The following is a 22,507-nucleotide window of genomic DNA, read 5'->3' on the forward strand; positions in this document are numbered from 1 at the left end:
GCGCATCAGCGGGGTCGTCGCGGCCCATTTTGGGAAGGCGGCGGCCGCCGCACGCACCGCGGCATCGACATCGTCACGCGTGCCGAGAACGACTTCGCGCGCGACCGAACCATCCGCCGGCTGGTAGACCTTCGCCCGTCGCGCGGAAGCGCCGGAAGTCAGCTTGCCCCCGATATAGTGCTGAACAGTATCCACTTTCGACTCCTCGCGCGCGATGCGCTGCTTACCAGGTCAGGAATGCGTGGTCGGGCGACATGGTGAAGCGCCACTCGCGCACCGGTCCCGCCATCACATTGAGATAGAAAAGATCAAAACCGTGCGGCGCGCCGACTGGGTGGTAGCCTTTCGGCACCAGCACGACATCACGGTCGCTGACCGCCATCGTCTCGTCCAGTGATCGGTCGTCTGTATAGACGCGCTGTAGCGCGAAGCCTGAGCCGCGCTTGAGGCGGTGATAGTAGGTTTCCTCAAGATAGGTCTCGCGCGGCGGATCGTTCACGTCATGCTTGTGCGGTGGGTAGCTCGACCAATTGCCGCCGGGGGTGACGACTTCCACCACGAGCAGAGATTCGGCGATGCCGGTATCCGGCAGAATGTTTCGCACATAGCGGGTATTGGTGCCCTTGCCGCGCGTTTCCTGCCCCACCTCGTCCGGTGTGATGACACGGGCGGGCAGCTTGCCTTCGGCGGGGGAGGAACAGACGCCGATTTCGGCGGCGGTCTCGGCGGTCACAGTCCAGCGGGAATGCGCGGGGATATAGACGGACCAGCCGATGCCATCGAAAACCGACTCGCGTTCGCCGAGCATGCCGAAATCCTCCGCGCCCGCTTCGATGCGGGCGCGGCCCGAAAGGATAACGAGGCAGACTTCGGTGCCGCCGGTCTCGCGCGTCACGCGCTGGCCGGGTTTTAGTTCGAGCGCGGCGAAACCGACATAATCCCAGCCGGCGCTAGCGGGCGTGATGTCGTGGATATAGCCGTCGCCATCGGGTGCGTTCGGATGGAGCAGAAGCTTCGACATCACATCAGCCCCGTCTGTGTCAGCACTGTCTTGAGATAGGCATAGCCCTTCGTCGTATAGACGAGCGGATTGGCCTTCTTCGGATCCTGCTCGGCCTCCAGCACGACCCAGCCGGAATAGCCTGGGAGACTTCGGCAGATCGCCGCGAAGTCGATCGTGCCGTCGCCGGGCACGGTGTAGACGCCGTTGAGGACACTTTTGAGAAAACTCCAGTCCTCGGCATCGCTTTGCGCGCGTACGGCGGGACGAATATCCTTGGTGTGGACGTGGCTGATACGATCGCGATAGCGGGCCGCGAGCGCCGCCGGATCGGCGCCGCCCCAGGCCGCATGGCCGGTATCGAGCAGCAGATCGATCGACGGTCCTGTATGAGCCATGAAGGCATGGATATCGTCATCGCTCTGCACGACGCTGCCCATGTGGTGGTGGTAGACAATGCGGATGCCCTCGGTCAGCAGCCGGTCACCCACGGCGGTCATCCGCGCGCCGAAAACCTTCCACTCATCGCCTTTGAGATGCGGGCGGCGTGACAGAGGCGTCTCGATTTCGCCCTGGATAGTGTTGGAAGTTTCGCAAACCACCATGACCGTGCTGCCCATCGCCTTGAGCAAAGCGAGGTGCTTGCCCATGGCGGCGAACTCCGCATTGGCATCACGCGTGAGCAGCTTGGCGGAGTGCCAGCCGGAGATGCAGGCGAGATCATAAGGCGCCAGCGCGGCCTTCAGCGCGTCTGGGGTACGGGGGAATTTCTTGCCCAACTCGAGGCCCTCGAAGCCGACCTGGTGCGCTTCGCTGAGAATCGTCTCGAGCGTCGTGTCGCCGCCGAGCTCGACCATGTCGTCATTGGACCAGCAGATGGGATTGGCCCCGATGCGGATGGTCATGGTGCGGCAGTTTCCTTCGCGATGCGGGCGCCCCAGCCCATCGTCAATTGCCGATGAACTGGTGCTCGATGGCGGCTTCGTATTTTTCGCGTGCGGCGCGGACCTCGCTGCGGACGGAGACTTCCGGCACCGAGACATCCCACCAATAGCCACCGGCATCCGTGCTGATGAGCGGATCCGTGTCGATGACCACGGCATAAGTCCGTGTGCTTGCGCGTGCGCGTTCCAGCGCTGGGCCAAGTGCCGCGAGGTTCGCGACTTTCTCCGTCACTGCGCCGAGGCTGCGCGCATGCATCGCGAAATCAACTTCCGGCAGCACCTCATGCACAGCGTCCCGCAGGAGATTGTTGAATGGCGCCCCGCCGGTCGCGCGTTGCAGGCGATTGATGCAGCCGTAGCCTCGGTTGTCGAGGATCACGAGGGTTATCTTGTGGCCCAGCATAACGGAGGTCGCGATCTCGGAATTCAGCATGAGGTAGGAGCCGTCGCCCACCATCACGATGACCTCGCGCTCGGGCTCGGCCATTTTCACGCCGAGGCCAGCGGCGATTTCGTAGCCCATGCAGGAGAAGCCGTATTCCATGTGATAGCCGCCCGGCTTGCTCGCCAGCCACAGCTTGTGCAGCTCGCCCGGCAACCCGCCGGCGGCACAGACGATGACGTCATCCGCCTGCGTCTGCCGCTGGACCGCGCCAACTACTTGAGCGTCGGAGGGTAGCTCGTTGCTCTCCGCGACCGGTGCCGCCGTGTAGTCGGCGGCTTCGACGGTCCAGCTCGCCTTGTTCTCCGCCGCGCGACCCGCCCAAGCTTTGGGTGCGCGCCAGTCGCCCAGCGCCGCCGCAAGTTCCGACAACCCGGCGCGCGCATCGGCGAGCAGCGGCTGAGCATTGTGCTTGCCGGCGTCGAAAGCCTGCGTGTTTAGGCCAATGATGCGACGACCGTCCCCCTGGAAAAGCGCCCAGGATCCGGTGGTGAAATCCTGTAGCCGCGAGCCGATCGCGAGGACGACATCCGCCTCCGCCGCCAGCGTATTGGCGGCGCCCGTGCCGGTCACGCCAATTGCGCCGAGATTCATAGGATGCGTGCTGGGCAGCGAGGATTTGCCGGCCTGCGTCTCACCGACTGGAATGCCGTAGCTCTGCGCGAAATCGGCCAGCTCGCGCTCGGCTTCCGAATAGAGCACGCCGCCGCCGCAGACGATGAAGGGGCGTTTCGCGCCGAGCAACATCTGCACGGCCTCGCCCAATTCATGGACATCGGGCCGCGGACGGCGCGGCACCCAGAGTTTGTCCTCGAACATATGCGCGGGGAAATCATAAGCCTCGGCCTGCACATCCTGGCAGAGGCCGAGCGTCACCGGACCGCATTCCGCCGGATCGGTGAGAACCTGCATGGCGCGCGCAAAGGCTGGGATGATCTGCTCGGGGCGCGTGATGCGATCGAAATAACGCGAGACCGGGCGGAAGGCGTCGTTCGCGCTGATCGTGCCGTCGCTCCAATCCTCGACTTGCTGCAAGACCGGATCTGGGCGGCGGGTGGCGAAGATATCGCCCGGTAACAGAAGCAGCGGCAGGCGATTGACATGGGCGAGTGCAGCGGCCGTGACGAGGTTGAGCGCGCCGGGCCCGATCGATGTTGTGCAGGCCATCACCCGGCGGCGGCGCAGCGCCTTGGTATAGGCAATGGCGGCATGGGCCATCGCCTGTTCGTTATGCGCGCGATAGGTCGGAAGCCGTTCGCGAATGCCATGCAGCGCCTCGCCCATGCCGGCGACATTGCCATGGCCGAAGATCGCCCAGACGCCGCCGAAGAACGGCACGGTCGACGTTTTGCCATCCGGCGTCTCGATGATCGTCTTCTGCGCCGCCATGGCGCGCACCAGGGCCTGCGCCATGGTCAACCGGATTTTGTTCATGCCCGTTCCCCCCATTGCGTCCACGGCTCAGGCCGCTTCCGCTCGCCGCGCCTGCCCCCAGGCCTCGACGAGGCGGGAGAACCTTTCGGCCATCTGGTCCACAGCTTGCGCGTCCGTGATGCGGCCCGCCAGCCATGCGCGTGCAGGCTCGATATGTATCGTGCGACCGACCGCGAAACCCTTCACCAGCGGCACACCGGCACAGGCGCGGAAAGCCTCGACCAAATCCTCGATCGGCGCTTCTAGCCCCAGCACCATGACGCCGCGGCAGTATTCGTCGTTGCGGGAAATGGCCTGGCTGATGGCGTCCCAGGCCTTGGCGCTTTTTTGCGGCTCCAGCTTCCACCAGTCGGGCTTGATGCCGATGTCGTAGATGCGCTGGATCACCGTCGAGATGGTGTCGTCGGTCAGCGCGCCGTGTTTGCCGGCGATGATCTCGATGAGCAGGTCGCGGCCGAGGCTGCGGCAGGCGTCATAGACGCGCTGCAACTCCCGCTCCTGCCGCAGCTTCAACTCCTCTGGGTCATCTGTGTGGTAGAAGCAGAGGCATTTGATGACCTGCGCGGTCGGCCACTCGATGAGATGGGTGCCTAGGCTGCCGCCATATTCGAAGTCGAGCGGACGGGATCCGGTGAGTTCCACGGGGCGTGCGACCCAGAGCTTGTGGTCGGCGGCGCGGAACAGGGCCTCGCGCCCGTAGCGGCCATCGATGAACATGCCGAAGCCGGGGCGGCCGTCGGCGACGCGGGCGGCGGCCTGCACGGCCAGCACCTTGAAGTCATCGATCTTCGCGAAGGGCGCGCCGACTTCCTTGGCGACAGCCTCGAGCTGGACACGGTGATCGATCGCGAGCGCCATGATGCCCGGCGGGCTGGCGGGCCGGGTGGTGGCCCAATGGACATGGTTGAGCGCCGCGTCATGGCGCAGGGCGCGATGCGGGCTGCCATTGGCGAGGAAGGTTTTCAGTTCGGCGAAAGTCGGGATTTCGGGTGAGCAAAGGAGGCGCGAAACGGCGAAGGCGCCGCAAGCATTGGCGTAAGCGCAGCAGGTCTCCAGCGCCTCATCCTTGAGCCAGCCGCGCAGGAAGCCGGACATGAAGGCATCGCCCGCGCCGAGCACGTTATAGACTTCGACCGGGAAGCCGGGGCCGCGCACGCCATCCTCGATATCGTCAGGGATCGCACCGGGGAAAACGACGCAGCCCATCGGGCCGCGCTTGCAGACGATGACGGCGGAAGAGAGCGCGCGGATATTGCGGATGGTCTGCAACGTATCCTCGGACCCGCCAGCGACATGCAGCTCCTCCTCCGTGCCGACGATGAGGTCACATTGGGCGAGAACCGGCGCCAGATGGGCGGTCACCTCGTCCGAACGGATGTAGCGGCTTTCGCCGGCGTCATGGCCGGCGAGGCCCCAGAGGTTGGGGCGATAATCGACATCGAAAATGACTTTGCGGCCGTTCGCCGTGGCGATGCGGATCGCCTTGTTCTGCGCGGCGGCGACGCCGGGGCGGGAGAAATGGGTGCCGGTGACGACGACAGCGGCGGCCGAGGCGATGAAGGCCTCGTCGATGTCGTCCTCGCATAGAGCCATGTCGGCGCAGTCATCTCGGTAGAAGATGAGCGGAAAGGTGTGGCTGTCGCGTACGCCGAGAATGACCAGCGCCGAGAGGCGCGCCTTGTCGGTGACGACGCCGGCGGTCTCCACGCCCTCGCGCGCCAGTTGCTCCAGGATGAAGCGGCCGACCTGTTCATCTCCGACACGGGTAATGAGAGCGGAACGCAGGCCGAGACGCGCGGTGCCGATGGCGATATTCGACGGGCAGCCGCCAACGGCTTTGGTGAAACTGCCCATATCCTCAAGCCGACCGCCGATCTGCTGGCCATAGAGGTCGAGCGAACTGCGGCCGATCGCGATCAGATCCAGGCTTGGGGCTGGCATCGATTTACGTCCTCCCGAATTCATTGGGCCGACCCCTCAGGATCAGCCGAGCACACTAAAATCAGTATTCCAAATCGAAGTCAATATGGTTCATTCATTCCTTTTAGTTTGATCCGAAGAATCTTGAGCCGAACCGGTCGCCGAGCGGCGGCTGACCAAAGCGACGGCCAGGGTCGTTGCTAAAGCGAAGGTCGCCGCGAGGGAGCGGAAGCCGGCGTAATCAGATTCGGCAACCTCCAGCCAGACAGATGCGGTCTGGACAAGCGGTGAAAAGGGGGAATCAGTGATGCCGATCACCGGCACGCCGCGATCGAAGGCAGCGCGCGTGATCGACAAGGTTTCGCTCGCGTAGGGCGTGAAGCTCACCGCCAGCAGCGCGTCCTCCGGATCGATGAGATCGACCTGGCGGCCGCCTAGCCCACCAAGCTGGTCGATCAGATCGCAGCGCGCCCCGAGCTTCTGCAACGCATAGGTGAGGTAGATCGCGACAGGGAAGGCGCGCCGCACACCGACGATATGGATAGTCCGCGCCGCCGCTAAGACCACGACGGCCTGCTCCAGCGCGACGAGGTCAACGCTTTGACGGAAACTGATTGTCGAGTTGCAGGAGGCTTCGACCAGCCCATCCAGCAATGCGGCTACGTCCCCGCTTATCGCGCCCCCCTGCAGCGCTTCGAGACGGGTATTGTAGTCGGGCCAGCGGTCGCGGGCATGGGATTGGAAGACGAGCTGGAGATCGGAGAAGCCGGAATAGCCGAGCGCCTGGGCGAAGCGGATCATCGTCGAGGGCTGTACCCCCGCCTGCCTCGCGAGTTCGGCGACGCGGCCGAAGGCGATCTCCGACGGATGTTGGAGCGCGAATTCGGCGACCTGGATCAACCGCTTGGGCAGCCCGTCCCGTCGTTCCAGGATCAGCGCGCGCAGGGTTCGGAAATCGCGCGGGGTCTCGGCGGGTGGCGCGGCGACATGCGCCACTTCGTCCGTTTCCCCCGCGCCAGCGAAATCATGTCCTACGTCCTGCATGGGCGTCATCTCCCGTTGACATCCCATAGCGTGAATGGAATACGACTTCCAGAATTAGATCGAAGAAAAAGAAACGCTCCAATCTAAGCGGCGCGTGAGGGAAGGATCGCCTGCCGACTCAGCGCTCCGGCGCCCTGCCCTCTTTGGCCGTTGCCGACATCTCGCACGCCGACCCGAACACTCACACGCCCTCGCCACACGAAAGAAAAATGATGATCCGTTTCTCCGTTCTCGGCTGTGGCCGCATCGGAACCATGCATGCGCGCAACCTCGCGCGGCATCCGCAGGCCCGCCTCACCTCAGTCTTCGACGTGGTGACCGCCGCCGCCGATCGCATGGCGGCGGAACTCGGAGTGAAGGCAGCCGCCTCCATCGAGGAAGTTCTGCGGGATACGGAGGTCGATGCCGTTCTCATCGCGACCAGCACGGACACGCATGTCGAGTTCATCACGGCCGCCGCCCGGGCCGGGAAGGCGATCCTTTGCGAAAAGCCGATCGCGCTCGACATGGCGAAGGTCGAGCAGTGCTGGAACGACATTCGCGATCTCAACGCCACGGTAATGATCGGCTTCAACCGTCGCTTCGACCCGTCCTTCCGCGCGGCGCACGACCGGATGGCCGCTGGCGAGATCGGCAAGCTTGAGCAACTCGTCATCACCAGCCGCGATCCGGCGCCGCCGCCGATCGCCTATATCAATGTCTCGGGCGGGTTGTTTCGCGACATGACAATCCACGACTTCGACATCGCACGCTACTTCGCGGGCGAGATCGCAGAGGTGCAGGCTTTCGGTGCCAATCTGGTCGACCCGGCCATCGCGGCGGCGGGCGATATCGACGCGGCGATGGTGACGATGCGGGCGACTTCCGGCGCGCTCATCCACATCAACAACAGCCGCCGCTGCGCTTATGGTTACGACCAGCGGCTCGAGGTTTTCGGCGAGAAGGGCATGCTGCTCGCCGGCAACAAGACGGCAACGACGGTCACGGCTTTTTCGGCGGAGCGCACCGGAGCGGGCGATGTGGTGCTGCCGTTCTTCATCGAGCGCTACGCTGATGCATACGCCAATGAGGTCGCGCATTTCGTCGACAGCATCGCGGCGAAGCAGACGCCGCTTACGAGTTTCCGCGATGGCGCGGAGGCGTTGCGGCTAGCGAATGCGGCGCTGGAGAGTTTGAAGACGGGCCGGGCTGTGAAGCTGGGGTGAACTAAACGCGCTGACGGCTTTTCCCCTCCCGTGCACGGAGGGGGTAGTGCGTCATGATTCGATCCCCGAGCCGTCACCCAACGATTCGTCATGGCATGCGAAGGCATGCCATCCACGCCTTGCCTTTGTGAAGCGAGAAAAGGCGTGGATGCTCGGCCTTCGCCGAACATGACGTGGTACGATGAGCATGGTCCTGACCAAAGTCATCGCATTCTAAATAACTTTGCCCTCGAACGGCGGCAGCAGATCCGGGGCATCGAATTCGACTACCCAGAGGTCCGGATCGATGCGGATCTGGCGCGCCACATAGGCATCGGCCGTTGCGTCGTCCACCGGCGCGGCGCCGGTGCCGCGCATCCAGGCGAGCGCTCCGCCATCCGTCCGGGTCTGCGACAACACGGAGACGCCGCCCTCGCGGTCGCGCAACACCGCCAGCACGCCGCCGGCATCCGCGTCGCCCCGGCGCAGCACCATGCCGGGCCGGCCGCCGATATCGGCGAGGCGTAGCGCCGCCTGCACCCAGATGCCGGCCTTGACCCGCGCCTCAGACATGCCGGCGTGGCTTCCTCGTAACCAAAAGCCCCTCTCGACACCCGCGCGGCCGCCTGCCAGATGAGCGCGACGGGCGGGAGATGCGGCATGCAGCGCAAAATGAGCGAATCACAGAAGGCCTATGAGACGAAGCGGGCGCAGAAAGCCGGCATGTCGCTGGATAAGTGGCTGCAATCCAAGGAGCGGGAGCGCCTGGAAGCCACCGCCCAGCGCAAGCCGCCGCCACCGCCGAAGCCGCCCGGCCTGCTGCGCCGCCTGGTCGATCGCGCCCACAAGCCGCTGAAGAAGACATAGGCAGTCAGTCCTCGGTCATATCGAGCGCCGCGACATTGAGGAGGCGGTCCAACACCTCCTCCTCCTGCGCGCCGGCGATGGCGTGGCGGCGGCCGAGAACGAAACAGGGCGCGCCGTTGATGCCGAGGCGATGGGCGCGAAGATTGTCACCATGCACCTGGTCCGTGCCGTCCCCCGAGGAGAGGTAGTCACGCACCTCGCGCCGGTCGAGCCCGCATTGCATCGCGACGCGGACGAGCACCTCGGCGGACCCGATATCCAGACCATCCGTGAAATAGGCCGTGAAAATAGCATCCGCGACGATCTCGGCGCGGCCGAAGCCGCTGGCATAGCCGACCAGCCGATGGGCATCGACACTGCTCGGTGACCGCTTGATCTGGTCGAAGCGGAAGAGAATATCCTCACCCCGGCCGAGCTGCGTGATGGAGTTGAACAGGCGCCGCGCCCGGTCCTCCGCACCGAATTTCCGCGTGAGGTAATCGACGCGCGACATCCCGCCGCGCGGCATATCCGGATTGAGCAGAAACGGACGCCATTTAATACTGGTGGCGTATTCCGGCCTCCGCCGCAGGGCGCGCATGAGGCGCCGCGTGCCGATGAAGCACCAGGGGCAAATCAGGTCATAGATGACCTCGATCGAGAGCGGTGCCCGCGCATAGGCCGGCATATTCATCCGACGTGTCCTTTTCCTCCAGCGCCCTTATAGCCTTCTCGTGCGCGTGGCGGGCATCTTTCGCGGGTTCAGGCGGCAGCTACGTGGTCGGAGACCACAGGATCGAGCCGGAACTCCGCGACAAAGTAGTCGATGATCGCGCGCACCCGCGGCGCCAGGTGGCGTCGGGAGGGATATACGGCGTGGATCGGAATGCGCGAGGTCTGCCAATGGGTGAGGATCGGCTTCACCTCGCCCCTTCGGATATCCTCGCTGAACATCCAGATCGGCAGCCGCGCGACGCCGAGCCCGGCCCGCAACCCGTCACTGATCCCCTCGACGCTGTCGCAACGGAAGCGGCCGCTCACCTCGACCGTCACGCTGCCGGCCGGCCCCTCGAAATCCCAGCTATGGGCCGTCAGCCTCTGGGAGCCGAAGCCGCCCGTGTAGATGATGCAGGCATGGTCGGCGAGTTCGGCCGGCGACTGCGGCTCGCCATGCGTCGCGAGGTATGAGGTGGCGGCCATCACGCCACGGCCGGTCGATCCCAAATGCCGCGCCACGAGCGAGGAATCGCCGATCGTTCCTGCCCGAATCGCGAGGTCGATATTCTCGGCGATGAGATCCTGGGCCTGCTCGGAGATGCTGAGCTCCACCTCCAACTGCGGGTAGCGCTCGAGCAGGCGCGGCAGGCGGGGCACGATATGCAGGCGCGCCATGGCGGTGGAAGAAGCGAGCCGAACCGTTCCGGAGGGTGAGGCGCGGCGCTTGCCCAGCACCTCCTCGGTCTCCTCCACCGTATCGAGCACCCTGCGAGCATGGCTCAACAGGTCCTGGCCGTCTTGCGTGAGCGTCAGGCTGCGCGTGGTACGTTGGATCAGGCGGACGTCGAAATGCGCCTCGAGGGCGGCGATCTGGCGGGAGATCGCGGGCTGCGTGGCTCCTACCTCTCGCGCCACTGCGGAGAAGGAGCCGGTTTCGGCCACGCGCACGAAACATCGGAAGGCACCCAGTAGATCCAAACGGCCTCTCTCATGCGAAAATAATTCGCGGGAAGTAGAAGGAGACCAGCCAATTCGGCCGATCGACGACGCAACTGATCCGAAGATCACCGGCCACCGAACAAAGAAGATACGCCTCCATGGCCGAGAGCGCATGCTGCGCGGAAAGCAGGTCGATCATGCGAGAAACGGCGTCTCGCGCGCCGGTCATCAGATCAGGACCGATGCCGGTGGTCGCCTCATAGCCTGCACCATCCAGGTGGCGCGTGACCGGCCCCGGCGTGGTGAAGCGCGGCGTGGCCAAGGGCGTCTGCTTGATGAGGTCGAGCTGGGCCACCACCGTCATCGGGCTTTCAATCGCTGTGCCGCAAACCTCGCCATCGCCTTGCGCAGCATGGGTATCGCCGATCGAGAACAAGGCGCCGGGGACCTCGATGGGCAGATAGAGCGTGGTGCCCGCCGCCAGATCCCGAATGTCCATATTCCCGCCGACCCGCCTGGGCGGAACGATCGAGTGCAGGCCGGGTTCGGCCAGAGCGACGCCGATCGTGCCGGCAAAGGGTTTCAGCGGCACGCGGGCGGTGTCGGAGAATGCCGCGGGGGCGAGTTCGTTCGCGTCGTAGGACCAGAGTTTCAGCGCGGGGTCGGTGAACTGGTCCGCCAGCAGGCCGAAGCCGGGGATATTGGCGGTCCAGCCGAAGCCGGAGGGCGCGAAGGATTCGATCGTGACCTTCAGCACATCGCCCGGCTCGGCGCCCTCGATATAGACCGGGCCGTTGACCGGGTTGATCCGGCTGAAATCCAGGGTCGCGACATCGGCCACCGTGCTGCTCGGCCCGAGCTGGCCGGCCGAGGCGTCGTTGCAGACGAATTCGATGCGCTTGCCCGGCTCGGTGCGGAGAACCGGGGTGAAGCTATTGTCCCAGCCGAAATGATGCTGGGCGGCATGAATGGTAAAGTCGCACCGCTGACACATCGGCTCGTTCTCCTGCTGGCTGGTCTGGGCGCGGCTTGCCCACCACGCGCAGCCGCTTTATCCTCGGCAGCCTATGTCCGCGTAGCTCAGTAGGATAGAGCACAGGATTCCTGGTCGCCGGAACTCGAAGGAGTTTCGGCAATCGATTGGGCGTCGCGAGGGGAAACCGCGCGGCGGATTCGCTCAAAGTCGGGGAAAGCTCCCGGTGCACGCGCACCCAGCCAATCCCGAGCCAAGCCCCGCCTACCCGGCGAGGAAGGTGTAGAGACTGGACGGGCGACGCCTAACGGATGGAACGGGTTCCATCTCAAGGCGAAGGGACAGTCCAGACCACGAACGGCGGCCATTTCGGTCGCCGGCGGCGGAAGCCGAAGTGGGATGAATCCTGGGGTCGTGGGTTCGAATCCCGCCGCGGACATACTGCTCAGCGCTAGCCGGCAGAGACGTTATCGACCGGTTGATAGCCGAGTAGCCGCGCGGTCTGTGCGATGTCCCAAACCATCCGATCGTTGTTGGACATGCCATTGACGATTATCGAGGGCTCCGTCCAAGCGCCGGCATCGGCGCAGATCGCGCGTTCGAACAACTGCGCGAAATCGCTGTTGGATAGCCACATGTTGCGGAACCAAGCGAGGTCTCGCGCGGCTTCGGCATCCATTTCGCCGCTGTGCTCCGCTCCGGGCATGCCAGTAGCATTGAGCGTCTCCGGCCGGTTGTCTCCCGGCTGACACCAGCCGATCCGAACCGCGACGGTCGTGAGGCTGCCGTTCGAGCCTAGCGCGCGTTCGCGACAAATGCGCTCGCCGGTTAGTTTCGAGACAGCATAAGGATGGGGCTGGACTTCGCTGCCATTCGGCTCCTTCACCTTTGTGCCGGGCCACGGCGGAAGATCGACCGTCAGGGATCCGGGCAGCATGCGGTCCGACTCTTCCTTGTAGCCGCCCATCACATGGTTTGACGTCGCAAAGACGAAGCGCCCGACATTCATTGCCTGCGCGGCGCCGCTGAGGTTCAAGGTCATGTCGATCGAGGCCGCCATGTCTTCCCAGTTGGCGTCCGTATAAGGATTTTGGGCAGCGAAATGAACGATCGCATCGACGCCGCGTAGCGCGTCCAGCCATCGCTGATCCCTGCGATCCGCAAGATCCGCAACGACCGAGGAAACCTTGTCGCCCGCGCCATCCCAGGAACGGATGTCGAGGGCCACAACCTCATCACACCACGGGGCGCGGACACAGGATTCCACCAGTTTGCGACCGAGGTTGCCGCAGGCTCCCGTTATGGCGACCCGTTTTGGCCGTGCCGTTTCCATTGTGCTTCCCCCTTCGCAAACCCGACGCGAGCCAGGATGTCATACCTAGCGACGCTTGCGGGTCAACTGGTCCGCGTAAACCGCGAGGATGACGACTGCGCCGGAAGCCACGTATTGCCAGAAGGAAGGCACGTTCATGAGCGTCAGGCCGTTCTGCAAACCGCCAAGGGTCAGCGCGCCGATGAGGGAACCGAGTGGATTGCCTATCCCGCCGAACAGGCTGGCGCCGCCGATGACCGCCGCGCCGATCGCCTGAAGCTCGAATCCGCTGCCGCCAATAGGCTCTGCGGCGCCGATGCGCGCGATGAGCACGAAGCCCGCAATGCTCGAGAGCACGCCGGATATCGTGTAGACTAGTATTTTTCCGCGATCGATGCTGATGCCGGACAAGCGCGCGGCCTCCTCATTGCCACCGATGGCGATGACCTGTTCGCCCAGGGCGGTGAAGCGAATGAACAGGAAGGCAGCGACCGCGATTATGATGGCAAGCAGCACCGGCGTCGGGATCGCCAATATTCGCCCCGCGAAGGCGTCACGGAAGGCAGGCGGCAGACCGTAGATCGGCTGGCCGTTGGTGTAGATCAGCGCGGCCCCGCGAAACACGCTCAGCGTGCCGAGAGTCACGATGAAATCTGGCAATTTGAGCTTTGCGATTAGAATGCCGTTGATCGCGCCACACAGCAAACCGACGACGAGGCCGGCGATAATACCGACAAGCAGCCCATGAGACAGCATGTCCGATGCCACCATGCTCGACAGACCCACAACCGAGCCAACCGAGAGATCAATCCCGCGCGTCATAATGACAAGCGTCATGCCGACCGCGATGATCGCGTTGATCGACGATTGGAGCATGACATCGATGAGATTAGCCGGCTGGTAGAAGTTGCTCGTCAGGATCGAGAAGATGACGAACAGGCCAACGCAGCCGGTCAAAGCCCCGGCTTGCCGGAAGACGCTCTTGCGCCGCCCGATTGAGGGAGCCAGGGCGGCGGGGGATAGCTCGGTTTTAACGGCCTGGGTTTTCATGCTGTGCCATCCACTTCCGTATAGGCGATGAGCATATCTTCGCTGAGATCTTCGGTATTTTCGACGGTTCGGGTCAGACGCCCGCCAGAGACAATTGCGATGCGGTCCGACAGCAGGAGCAGCTCCGGCAGCTCGGACGAAATGACGAGGATGGCGGCGCCGCTCTCGGCGAGGCGCTTCAGCTGAGTGTAGATCTCGGCTTTCGCCCCGACATCGATGCCGCGGGTGGGCTCGTCAAACAGCAGAACACGCGCTCCGGTCGCCAGCCAGCGGGCAATCACGACTTTCTGCTGGTTGCCACCTGACAGGCTGCTCATGAGCGAGGCTGTCGTTGTCGGACGGATACCGAGCTCGCCAACAAAATGATCGATCGCCCCTCGCCTCGTGGCTCCGCGCAGGACGCCCAGCCGAGAAAACTTGCGCGGGCTTGCAAGGCCGAAATTCTGCTCCACCGTCATCATCGGCACGATGGCGTGACCACGACGATCCTCAGGAATCAGCGCGATCCCGGCGGCAATGGCGTCGGCCGGCCCGTGGATGTCCACGGGCTCGCTATCAATGAGGATCTGTCCCGAGGTTTTCTTGTCGATCCCGAAAATGCTGCGCATGATCGCGGTCCGCCCGGAACCCATGAGCCCCGCGAGGCCCATGATTTCACCGGGCCTCACCGTAAGATCGATGTTACGAATCCGCTGGGTCGAGAGGTTCCGCAACTCCAGCAGCGGAGCAGCGGCGTTCTCCTTGGGAACGTGATGGCGGCTTAACGCACGCGAAAGCTCTCGCCCGGCGATCAGCTCATTGAGGGCGTCATCGGTGAAATCACCGATCGGCCCGGATGCCACCACCGCACCATCGCGCAATATCGTGACCCGGTCGGCGATGGCGCGGATCTCCTGCATACGATGCGAGATATAGACGATCGCCTTGCCGTCATGCTGAAGCCGCCGGATTACAGCGAAAAGCGCTTCCTGCTCGGCAGGCGTCAGGCTGGATGTCGGTTCGTCAAAGGCGATGACACGGCCGCCACGTGCCAAGGTTCTACTGATTTCCACAAGCTGACGGTCTGCCATGCCTAGGGTCTGGACAGGAGCATCGACCTGCAGATGAGGTGCCAGAGTTTGCAGTATGATAGCCGCTTCGTCGCGATAGCGCCGGCGCGGTACGATCCCCATGGCCGGCGTTTGCCCGAGAAAGATGTTTTGTGCCACGTCAAGTTGCGGAACAAGGCTGAGTTCCTGGCTCACCATCCCAATCCCTAAGGCCAGCGCGTGACGCGGTCCATCGACCCGAATTGGGCCAACGGAATCCAGATCGATAACCCCCGCATCTGGCTGGACGACGCCGAACATGATTTTCATCAGGGTCGACTTTCCCGCCCCGTTCTCCCCGAGAAGCGCGTGAACCTCACCCTTCTGCAGGGTCAGATCCACGTTCTTCAATACCCGGGCCGCGAGAAAGGCTTTGGAGATGCCTTCCATCCGCAGCATGACGGATGCCCCGGTTGAGCTTTCGCTCACGGCGGGAATGCTTTGCATGGGTCGGGTCCTTAGTCGCCCGTGGCACTCGGGAAGTCGGCGAGGTTGTCCTTGGTGATCACGACCTGAGGCGACAAAACCCAAGCCGGGATCGGCTGGCAGTCTAGGAGCCGAAGAGCCATCTGCACGCCGAGCTGGCCTTCCGCATAGGGAGCCTCGGCAACCGTCGCCCTGAGCTCGCCCGCTATGATCGAATTCTTCGCTTCCTTGATGCCGTCGGTTCCCACGACCGCGACTTTCGCCAGGTCGCCAGCGCTTTTCACAGCCTCGACGACGCCGAGCGCCATGCCGTCATTATTGGCGTAGATGCCCACGAGGTCGGGGTGCTGACGTAGAATGTTGGAGGTGGCATTGAGGGCCGTCAGCCGATCCCAGTTGCCCGGCTGGCTCGCGACAAGCTGCAGGTTGGGATAGGTCTTGAGCTCATCCTCAAAGCCCTTGATACGAAGACGCGCATTCGGCGATCCAGCGGCGCCCTCGATCTGTGCGACCTTGCCGCCATTCGGGTAGATCTTGTGGAAGAAGTCAGCGGCCTTGGCGCCGATCGCCACCTGATCGGTTCCGATATAGGTGCTGGCGCCCTTCGTGCGGGCATCGTCGATAACAACGGTCGGGATATTCGCGGCGCGCGCGGCCTCGATGACCGGCACGAGGTTGGAATCGGATTCCGGCGACAACAGCAGCGCATCAGGTTTCTTCGACATGACCGTCTGAGCGAGGTTCAATTGCTCGATCATGGATGACTCATCATTCGCCGCTTGCAGATCGACCTTGATGCCGTATTTGGCCGATTCACCTTTCACGCCAGCCGCGACGACCTGCCAGAATTCGTTGATCAGCGTCTTCGTGACATAGGCGAATTTCAGTTCATCCTTCGGCTTCGGCAGTGCGCCGAATTTCGCAACAATCGCGGAGGACTCGATCTTGTCGATCGGCGAAGTCGGATATGCCGAGCAGGAGCTGGCGGCAAAGGCCGGCGCGCAGAGCAACAGCGCGGCAAGCGCGGTCGTAGACCCGAGTATAGCGGACTTCTTGTTCACGGTCGTTTCCCCTTCGTTAGCGGAACCGGATTCAATACCGGCGCACTTGGCATTTCTGGTTCTTGCTTAGCGGTCTCGCGCGTCGGCGTATTAAGCGGCCTTCGCGGCCCGGCTGGTTGCCGCGGCTTCCATCTCGCGCCTGAGCGCCACAACGTCGAGATCTCGGACCATCTCGACATCATCGAAGCTCACCATCGCGTCCTTGGCGACCGGTCGCTTCAGTCGCACATTGCCGGCGAGGCCTATTGGAAGACCGCCGAAGGCGAGGCTCTTTGTGGCAGGGATCGCATTCGCCCAAACCATATAGCCGCCCTCCCCGTCTAGCATTTCGCCGACCTTCAGATCGCGCTTGGCGGTCGCGACCGCATCGCCGCGGAACTCCTTTGACGAGCCGGTCGCTTCGCCGCGCAACACCGCCGACAGAACGCTGACACTGGTTTCGAGACCGATCATGTGGAACGGACGCCACATTGAGCCATACCAACCTGAGGAGTCCGTCAGCAGCCCATATTGCTTGAAGCAGGCGCGCGCATATTCGTTGTGTGCCTTGAACGTCACAAAGACGCCGTAGCGGATATTGTTCAGCACCTCGCGACCATCGGGCTCCTGACTCGCGGCGATATCGACGAGGCCGCTACGTGACAGGCGGCCACCATCGGCGGCAGGACGAAACACCTGTGCCAGATCTTGCAGGCCCGCCGGAGGAAACGCCAAGCCGTCATCCGGACAGTCGAGACCAGTGCCGTTCGCGACAGCCGCCATCTCGATCGCGGCTTTCGTGCCGTCGGTGAAGGAGTTGTACATCTTCGGATTGAAGTCGCCCTTGGCAACCTCTTCCTCACTCCATCCGAAGAAACCCCAGACGGTATCCGGCGTGGAGTAGCGGTAGCGAGGCTCGAAGTTCATGCCTTTGCCGGCGGAGGTCAGCTCGAAGCCACAGGAGCGTACCCAATCGACCAGCTCGCAGATAATGGCCGGCTGATCGCCATAGGCCATGGAATAAACCAGGCCTTTCGCCGCGGCGCGTGCCGCCAGCAGCGGTCCGCATAGAACATCCGCCTCGACGTTCACCATGACGATGTGCTTGCCACCTTCGATCGCCGCAAGCGCGTGGCGCACGCCGGCAATCGGATGGCCCGTCGCCTCGATGATACAGTCGATTTCGTCACAGCCAGCGAGCAGCGCCGCATCGTCCACGATACATGTGGAGCCTGACTTCAGAGCGTCGCCAAGCGACTTCGCAGCATAGCGCTCAGCAGGCCAGCCGACGCGCGCGAAGGAGGCGCGAGCTTTCGCGACATCGAGATCCGCGACGCCCACGACATGAAGCCCGACAATCTGCTGCGCCTGCGCCAGGATCATGGACCCAAACTTGCCCGCGCCAATCAGACCGACACGCACCGCACGTCCCTTCGACGCGTGAGCAGCCAACAGTGAGGAGAGGTTCATGCTCGTCTTTTCCTGTTCAATAGGCCTTGTTGTCGTCACTCAAACGACGCCAATGCCCGATAGCCATCGATTGAAATAAACGCGTGTCGAGCCCGCTCAGGCTCGCACGCCCGCGCCCTACCGGCGGGTCGTCACGAGTATCCGCATGGAAACTGTTCGGTGGCCGCCATACTTGGCCGGCGCCATGACGTTTTTCCTCTGTGGTCTTCTTGCTGAGGAGGATACGGGCCTGCTTTGGTTAGAACAATGCAGATTTTCGATCGGATCGATTAGCCAGGCTAAACGATTGCCTTGATGGGCTCCGCTGAGCTGTAACCCGCCAAATCGCGCTCATTGCGCAGCCAGTCGAGAAAAACCCGCACCTTTCGCTGCCTCAAATGGTCGTGCGGGCAGACGATCCATTGCGTCGTGAGAATGAGCGGCGGCGGTGCTCGCACCGGGCAAATGAGGCTGCCGTCGCTTAATTCGCGCCACATCATAAACCGGCTTTCGAGCGCTATCCCGAGACCGTCCGAGGCGGCGTCGATCGCCATGTGGCTGCGATCGAACAGGATTCTTCGCCAACGCGCGGGTGGCTGTACATTTGCGATCACGAACCAGTTCGGCCACTGCGCCTGGGACTTCACCGAGTGAATTAGCCGAAAGTTGGCGACTTCACCCGCGTCCAGGCTCTCAGCGGCGGCGTAAGACGGTGTGCAGACCGGAACGAAGGATTCGTCCGCCAGCCCCTCGATGAAGAGACCTGCCCATCGGCCGCCACCGTGGCGAATTTCAAGGTCGACAGCCTCACGCGTAAAGTCCGTCGACTCATTCGTCCCGTCGAGCCGGATCTCGATATCAGCATAGGCGTCAAGGAAGGACCGAAGACGCGGCAACAGCCATTTATTCGATAGTGTCGGCGAGGCTCGAACCGTCAATGTAGTCACAGTTCTATAGCCACGAATATTCTTCGTCGCCTCGGAAATACGCTCGATCTCGTCGGTAATACTTTCAAAGTAGCGCTCCCCGGCCTCTGTCAGCACGATACGGCGGCCGGTCTTGGTCATCAGTGACGTGCCGAGCTGGACTTCAAGTGCCTGAATTTGCTGGCTAACGGCCGATGGCGTCACGTTGAGTTCGGCGGCAGCCTTGGTAATGCTGCCTGCCCTGGCGGCGGCGTGGAACACGCTAATGGCACGGAGTGGCAAGTACATGATCTGACCGTTGCGCGCTGGTTCCGCTCACACTTACATTCAGCGCAGATGGATGACTACCCTGAGAGGAAATTAGGCTAGAGCGTCCTTTGGCGTTCGCGTTCGAGATTGCTTGGCTTCCGATGCATTTAATCTGGAAGGTGACCTCCCATGGCAACCACAGTGTATTTTGCGAGCAACCGAATCCTGACCGGCCCGGCCGACGATCCCGCAAGCTACGGCCCGAATATCCAGCCGCCCTCGAACTCACAATCGATGGTCTACGGCACCGCTTTCGTCAACGGCGTGGATATTCCGACCAACAACCCGGGCGTCATCACCGCCATCGAGGAGACAACTCTCGGCCGCTTCCCGACAGAAGCAGCCGCCGATCTGTCGCAACCCGGACGCAACCTGCTGGTCTTCATCCACGGCTTCGACAACACCTTTACCGATGCGATCACCCAAGCGGCGTTCAATCGCGAATGGATGGCCGCCTCACGCGTTCTGGCCGCGAATGACGCGATCATCTCCTTCAGCTGGCCCTCCCTGGGGAAGATCGTCGAAGTTCCGATCTTGCCCGATGCCTACAAGCACGATCAGGCCATGGCACAGCATTCCGGCATCCATCTGATGTCGTTCTTCGCAAAACTCGAGCCTATTCTGCGAACGGCGCGCGCGAACAAGTGCCGGACATTCCTTCTTGCCCACAGCATGGGCAATCTGGCGCTCAATAGCGCCGTGGAGAACTGGTTCCTGCACGGCCAAGGGGACGCCGCACTCTTCGACCTGACGATTCTTGCCGCCGCCGATTGTGGCTTTGACGCCTTTGATCAACCTAACATGCTTGGCCTCAGCGGTCTTGTGCATCTGACCGACCGCGTCTCGATCTATTACAGCGACCGCGACGACGTGCTTAAGCTCAGCCAGGTCGTGAACCTTGCGCAGAGGATGGGCCAGGACGGGCCGCGCGACCGTGCCAATGCGCAGACCTTTCCCGTGCCGCCCTACACCATGTTCGACGCCGCCACCGCCTCCGACTACCCTGCGGGCTTCCTCGAATCGCATCAATATTACCGGCGCTCGCAGGTTATCCGTACGGCAATTACAAAGGACATGCAGGCTGCGACTTAGGCTCTTGGTGTGACTCGAATCAGCCGAGAGCGGCGCGGATAAAGTCGCCAGCGGAAACGAGTGCTCGCTGGCCGGCCGCAACGTGCTGATGGAACAGCGGCCAGACATGGATCATGTCGGGATAAACTTCCAGCGTGGTCCGCACATCGACCTCAGCCGCGGCGGCGGAGAGACGTAGCGAATCATCGAGCAAGGTTTCCGCTGAACCGCACTGGATCAGGAGCGGCGGCAGCCCGCGCAGATTGGCATAGAGAGGCGATGCGAGCTGGTTGCTGGCGTCGGTGCCGTTGAGGTATTGGCCGGTCAGTTCTTCAAGGTAAGGTTTCTGGATCATCGGATCGGTCGCCGCTTTGGTGCTCATGCTGATGCCGGTCATTTCCAGATCAACCCAGGGCGAGATGCACCAGGCACAGCCAGGCAGGGCCTCGCCCGCCTCGCGCAGCATGATCATCATGGCGATCGTCATCCCACCGCCGGCGCTGTCACCGGCAACGACGATCCGGCTCGGGTCGATGCCACTCGCGACAAGAAAGCGGAAGCCGGTCACCGCATCTTCCAGTGCGGCGGGAAACGGGTTCTCGGGCGCCAGACGATAGGCCAAGGCGAAAGTGCGAAGCTTCGCCTGACGGCCGGCCTCGGCAACCATGGCGCGATGGCTGAGCAGCGATCCCGAGACATAGCCGCCGCCATGGAGAAACAGCATCACGCGGGAGGGATCGGCCTCCGGCGACATCGTCCATTCCGCCGCGAAACCGTTGGCATCGGCGGGTTCGACACGAATATCGGGCGGCAGGTTCGATGTCCGGCCGAGCATGTCGAGCCTTTCGCGCCGCTCAGCCAAGGCGGCAGGGCGCGGATTGGCCGCCAATATTTCGCGAATGCGGTCGATTTCGGGATCAGCCATCATCTCTTCTCCGATCGGAGGACCGAACCTCGCCTAGCACGATCCGATCAGCCGCCGCTACGTCGTCGCATGGCGGACGGAATCACGCGGCGAGGCGAACAATCTTACACCGATTTCAATACCTTAATTCAACCTGATCCCTCGCGCGGTCGTTTCACGCCTTCCCCCGTGAGCTTGCCGCATAGCAATCCCCGTGGTGTCATGCGCCCTTCCGCTTAAGCTTCGGCTGTGTCGGAAGGAAGCGGCCGGATGAACCACCGGCCGCGCCGAGAAAGAAAGGGGACCAGCCCCGAGGAGGAGCACCATGCGTATATCATCCGCTGTTCTGCGCCAGTCGGGGCTTCCGAAGCCCTATGCGACCTCACGGCCTTTGAGCATTGAGACCCTTGAGCTCGCGCCGCCGGGGCCGGACGAGGTGCTGGTGAAAATCGCGGGCGCGGGCGTGTGCCACTCCGATCTTTCCGGCATCAACGGCGACCGGCCGAGGCCGCTGCCAGTTGCACTCGGCCATGAGGCCTCAGCCGTGGTCGAGGAGCCCGGCTCGAACGTCAAGGATTTGAAGCGCGGCGATCATGTCGTGATGTCCTTCCTGCCGGTCTGCGGCGTTTGCCCAAGCTGCGCGAGCGGCCGGGCCTCGCTTTGCGAGCCGGGCCATGCGGCGAATGCCAGCGGCACGCTGCTTTCCGGCGCGCGGCGCATCACCTGCGACGGCGTGGAGATGAATCATCACAGCGGGGTCTCGGCTTTCTCGGAATATGCGGTGATCTCGCGGCGTTCGATGGTGAAGATCACCGATGCGATCTCCCTCACCCATGCGGCGCTGTTCGGCTGCGCGGTGATGACCGGCGTCGGGATGATCGTGAACACCTGCAAGGTCTCGCCGGGCCAATCGGTCGGCATTGTCGGGCTCGGCGGCGTCGGGCTTTCCGCGCTGCTCGGCGCCGTCGCGGCGGGGGCCGGGCGCATCGTGGCAATCGACATCCTACCGGAAAAGCTGGAACTCGCGCGATCGATGGGCGCCACCGACACCTTCCTCGCCACCGATCCGGAGGCCACGAAGGAGATCCGGGCGGCGACCAATGGCGGCGTCGATTACGCCGTGGAAATGGCGGGATCGCCCCGCGCCTTCGAGATGGCGTTCAGCATCACCCGACGCGGCGGCACCACCGCGAGTGCTGGGCTGGCGCGGCCCGATGCGATTTTCCAGATTCCGCCGGTCACCTTGGTCGCCGACGAAAGAGTCGTGCGAGGCAGCTACATGGGCAGTTGCGTGCCGTCGCGTGACATTCCGCGATACATCGACCTTTTTCTCGCCGGCAAGCTGCCGGTGGACAAGCTGCTGTCCAGCACGGGTCCGCTCTCCGGCATCAACGAAGCCTTCGACCGCCTCGACCGGGGTGATGTCGTGCGGCACATCATCGAGATGTAAACTGGAAAACACTTCGTCCTCTGCCATTACAAAGCGCCA

Annotated in this window: 21 protein-coding genes; 4 read left to right on the forward strand and 17 right to left on the reverse strand. The window is 63.2% G+C overall.

Features of this window, described 5'->3' with window-relative positions; genetic code table 11:
• The 6 genes from GSQ92_RS04055 to GSQ92_RS04080 all read right to left on the reverse strand — a co-directional run.
• Positions 1–195 (reverse strand): aldehyde dehydrogenase family protein (locus GSQ92_RS04055; RefSeq protein WP_159013109.1); only part of this gene is annotated, 195 nt, incomplete at its 3' end.
• 28 nt (positions 196–223) lie between these two features.
• On the reverse strand, positions 224–1,021 hold the full coding sequence (gene iolB / locus GSQ92_RS04060) for a 5-deoxy-glucuronate isomerase (RefSeq protein ID WP_174246635.1): 798 nt from the start codon (positions 1,019–1,021) through the stop codon (positions 224–226).
• Positions 1,021–1,905: a myo-inosose-2 dehydratase gene (gene iolE, locus GSQ92_RS04065; protein WP_159013066.1), complete on the reverse strand. Its 885-nt coding sequence runs from the start codon at positions 1,903–1,905 to the stop codon at positions 1,021–1,023. The genes iolB and iolE overlap by 1 nt, the downstream gene beginning before the upstream one ends.
• 43 nt (positions 1,906–1,948) lie before the next feature.
• Positions 1,949–3,820 carry a 3D-(3,5/4)-trihydroxycyclohexane-1,2-dione acylhydrolase (decyclizing) gene (gene iolD / locus GSQ92_RS04070; RefSeq protein WP_158802151.1) on the reverse strand — a complete coding sequence of 624 codons (1,872 nt, stop codon included), beginning with the start codon at positions 3,818–3,820 and terminating at the stop codon, positions 1,949–1,951.
• Between the two features lie 27 nt (positions 3,821–3,847).
• A complete protein-coding gene (gene iolC, locus GSQ92_RS04075) occupies positions 3,848–5,761 on the reverse strand; it encodes a 5-dehydro-2-deoxygluconokinase (protein ID WP_158802152.1) in 1,914 nt (637 codons plus the stop codon).
• 90 nt (positions 5,762–5,851) lie between these two features.
• Positions 5,852–6,784 carry a MurR/RpiR family transcriptional regulator gene (locus GSQ92_RS04080; RefSeq protein ID WP_158802153.1) on the reverse strand — a complete coding sequence of 311 codons (933 nt, stop codon included), beginning with the start codon at positions 6,782–6,784 and terminating at the stop codon, positions 5,852–5,854.
• A 209-nt stretch (positions 6,785–6,993) separates the two neighbouring features.
• Between GSQ92_RS04080 and iolG the strand changes: the two genes are divergently transcribed.
• Positions 6,994–7,989 carry an inositol 2-dehydrogenase gene (gene iolG / locus GSQ92_RS04085; protein WP_254065534.1) on the forward strand — a complete coding sequence of 332 codons (996 nt, stop codon included), beginning with the start codon at positions 6,994–6,996 and terminating at the stop codon, positions 7,987–7,989.
• A 213-nt stretch (positions 7,990–8,202) separates the two neighbouring features.
• Here iolG and GSQ92_RS04090 read toward each other — a convergent pair whose 3' ends face one another.
• A complete protein-coding gene (locus tag GSQ92_RS04090) occupies positions 8,203–8,541 on the reverse strand; it encodes a DUF1491 family protein (RefSeq protein WP_158802154.1) in 339 nt (112 codons plus the stop codon).
• Positions 8,542–8,640: 99 nt separating this feature from the next.
• Between GSQ92_RS04090 and GSQ92_RS04095 the strand changes: the two genes are divergently transcribed.
• The gene (locus tag GSQ92_RS04095; RefSeq protein ID WP_254065535.1) at positions 8,641–8,835 is read left to right on the forward strand and encodes a hypothetical protein; all 195 of its coding nucleotides are present in this window, start codon (positions 8,641–8,643) and stop codon (positions 8,833–8,835) included.
• Between the two features lie 4 nt (positions 8,836–8,839).
• Here GSQ92_RS04095 and GSQ92_RS04100 read toward each other — a convergent pair whose 3' ends face one another.
• The 9 genes from GSQ92_RS04100 to GSQ92_RS04140 form a co-directional block, all read right to left on the reverse strand.
• Entirely contained in the window at positions 8,840–9,508 is a 669-nt protein-coding gene (locus GSQ92_RS04100) for a DsbA family oxidoreductase (protein ID WP_158802156.1), read from the reverse strand.
• Positions 9,509–9,576: 68 nt separating this feature from the next.
• Positions 9,577–10,599, reverse strand: coding sequence for a LysR family transcriptional regulator (locus GSQ92_RS04105; protein ID WP_256367072.1), 1,023 nt, complete (start codon positions 10,597–10,599; stop codon positions 9,577–9,579).
• Positions 10,520–11,464: an acetamidase/formamidase family protein gene (locus tag GSQ92_RS04110; RefSeq protein WP_158802158.1), complete on the reverse strand. Its 945-nt coding sequence runs from the start codon at positions 11,462–11,464 to the stop codon at positions 10,520–10,522. The genes GSQ92_RS04105 and GSQ92_RS04110 overlap by 80 nt, the downstream gene beginning before the upstream one ends.
• Before the next feature lie 430 nt (positions 11,465–11,894).
• Entirely contained in the window at positions 11,895–12,776 is an 882-nt protein-coding gene (locus GSQ92_RS04115; RefSeq protein ID WP_158802159.1) for an NAD(P)-dependent oxidoreductase, read from the reverse strand.
• A 45-nt stretch (positions 12,777–12,821) separates the two neighbouring features.
• Entirely contained in the window at positions 12,822–13,805 is a 984-nt protein-coding gene (locus GSQ92_RS04120; RefSeq protein ID WP_158802160.1) for an ABC transporter permease, read from the reverse strand.
• The gene (locus tag GSQ92_RS04125) at positions 13,802–15,340 is read right to left on the reverse strand and encodes a sugar ABC transporter ATP-binding protein (protein ID WP_158802161.1); all 1,539 of its coding nucleotides are present in this window, start codon (positions 15,338–15,340) and stop codon (positions 13,802–13,804) included. The genes GSQ92_RS04120 and GSQ92_RS04125 overlap by 4 nt, the downstream gene beginning before the upstream one ends.
• Positions 15,341–15,351: 11 nt before the next feature.
• Complete coding sequence (locus tag GSQ92_RS04130; protein ID WP_158802162.1) at positions 15,352–16,380, reverse strand: substrate-binding domain-containing protein; 1,029 nt, start codon at positions 16,378–16,380, stop codon at positions 15,352–15,354.
• A 90-nt stretch (positions 16,381–16,470) separates the two neighbouring features.
• On the reverse strand, positions 16,471–17,829 hold the full coding sequence (locus tag GSQ92_RS04135) for an NAD(P)H-dependent oxidoreductase (RefSeq protein WP_158802163.1): 1,359 nt from the start codon (positions 17,827–17,829) through the stop codon (positions 16,471–16,473).
• 278 nt (positions 17,830–18,107) lie between these two features.
• Positions 18,108–19,022: a LysR substrate-binding domain-containing protein gene (locus GSQ92_RS04140; protein ID WP_158802164.1), complete on the reverse strand. Its 915-nt coding sequence runs from the start codon at positions 19,020–19,022 to the stop codon at positions 18,108–18,110.
• 150 nt (positions 19,023–19,172) lie between these two features.
• On the opposite strand from GSQ92_RS04140, the gene GSQ92_RS04145 reads away from it, so the two are divergent.
• Entirely contained in the window at positions 19,173–20,135 is a 963-nt protein-coding gene (locus GSQ92_RS04145; protein WP_158802165.1) for an alpha/beta hydrolase, read from the forward strand.
• Between the two features lie 19 nt (positions 20,136–20,154).
• On the opposite strand, the gene GSQ92_RS04150 is transcribed toward GSQ92_RS04145, so the two are convergent.
• Positions 20,155–21,039, reverse strand: coding sequence for an alpha/beta hydrolase (locus GSQ92_RS04150; RefSeq protein ID WP_159013067.1), 885 nt, complete (start codon positions 21,037–21,039; stop codon positions 20,155–20,157).
• Positions 21,040–21,343: 304 nt separating this feature from the next.
• Here GSQ92_RS04150 and GSQ92_RS04155 point away from each other — a divergent pair, with 304 nt between their 5' ends.
• Complete coding sequence (locus GSQ92_RS04155; protein WP_159013068.1) at positions 21,344–22,468, forward strand: zinc-dependent alcohol dehydrogenase family protein; 1,125 nt, start codon at positions 21,344–21,346, stop codon at positions 22,466–22,468.
• The last annotated feature ends 39 nt before the right edge of the window (positions 22,469–22,507 follow it).

Source organism: Acidisoma sp. S159 (genome assembly GCF_009766125.1).
GTDB lineage: Bacteria > Pseudomonadota > Alphaproteobacteria > Acetobacterales > Acetobacteraceae > Acidisoma.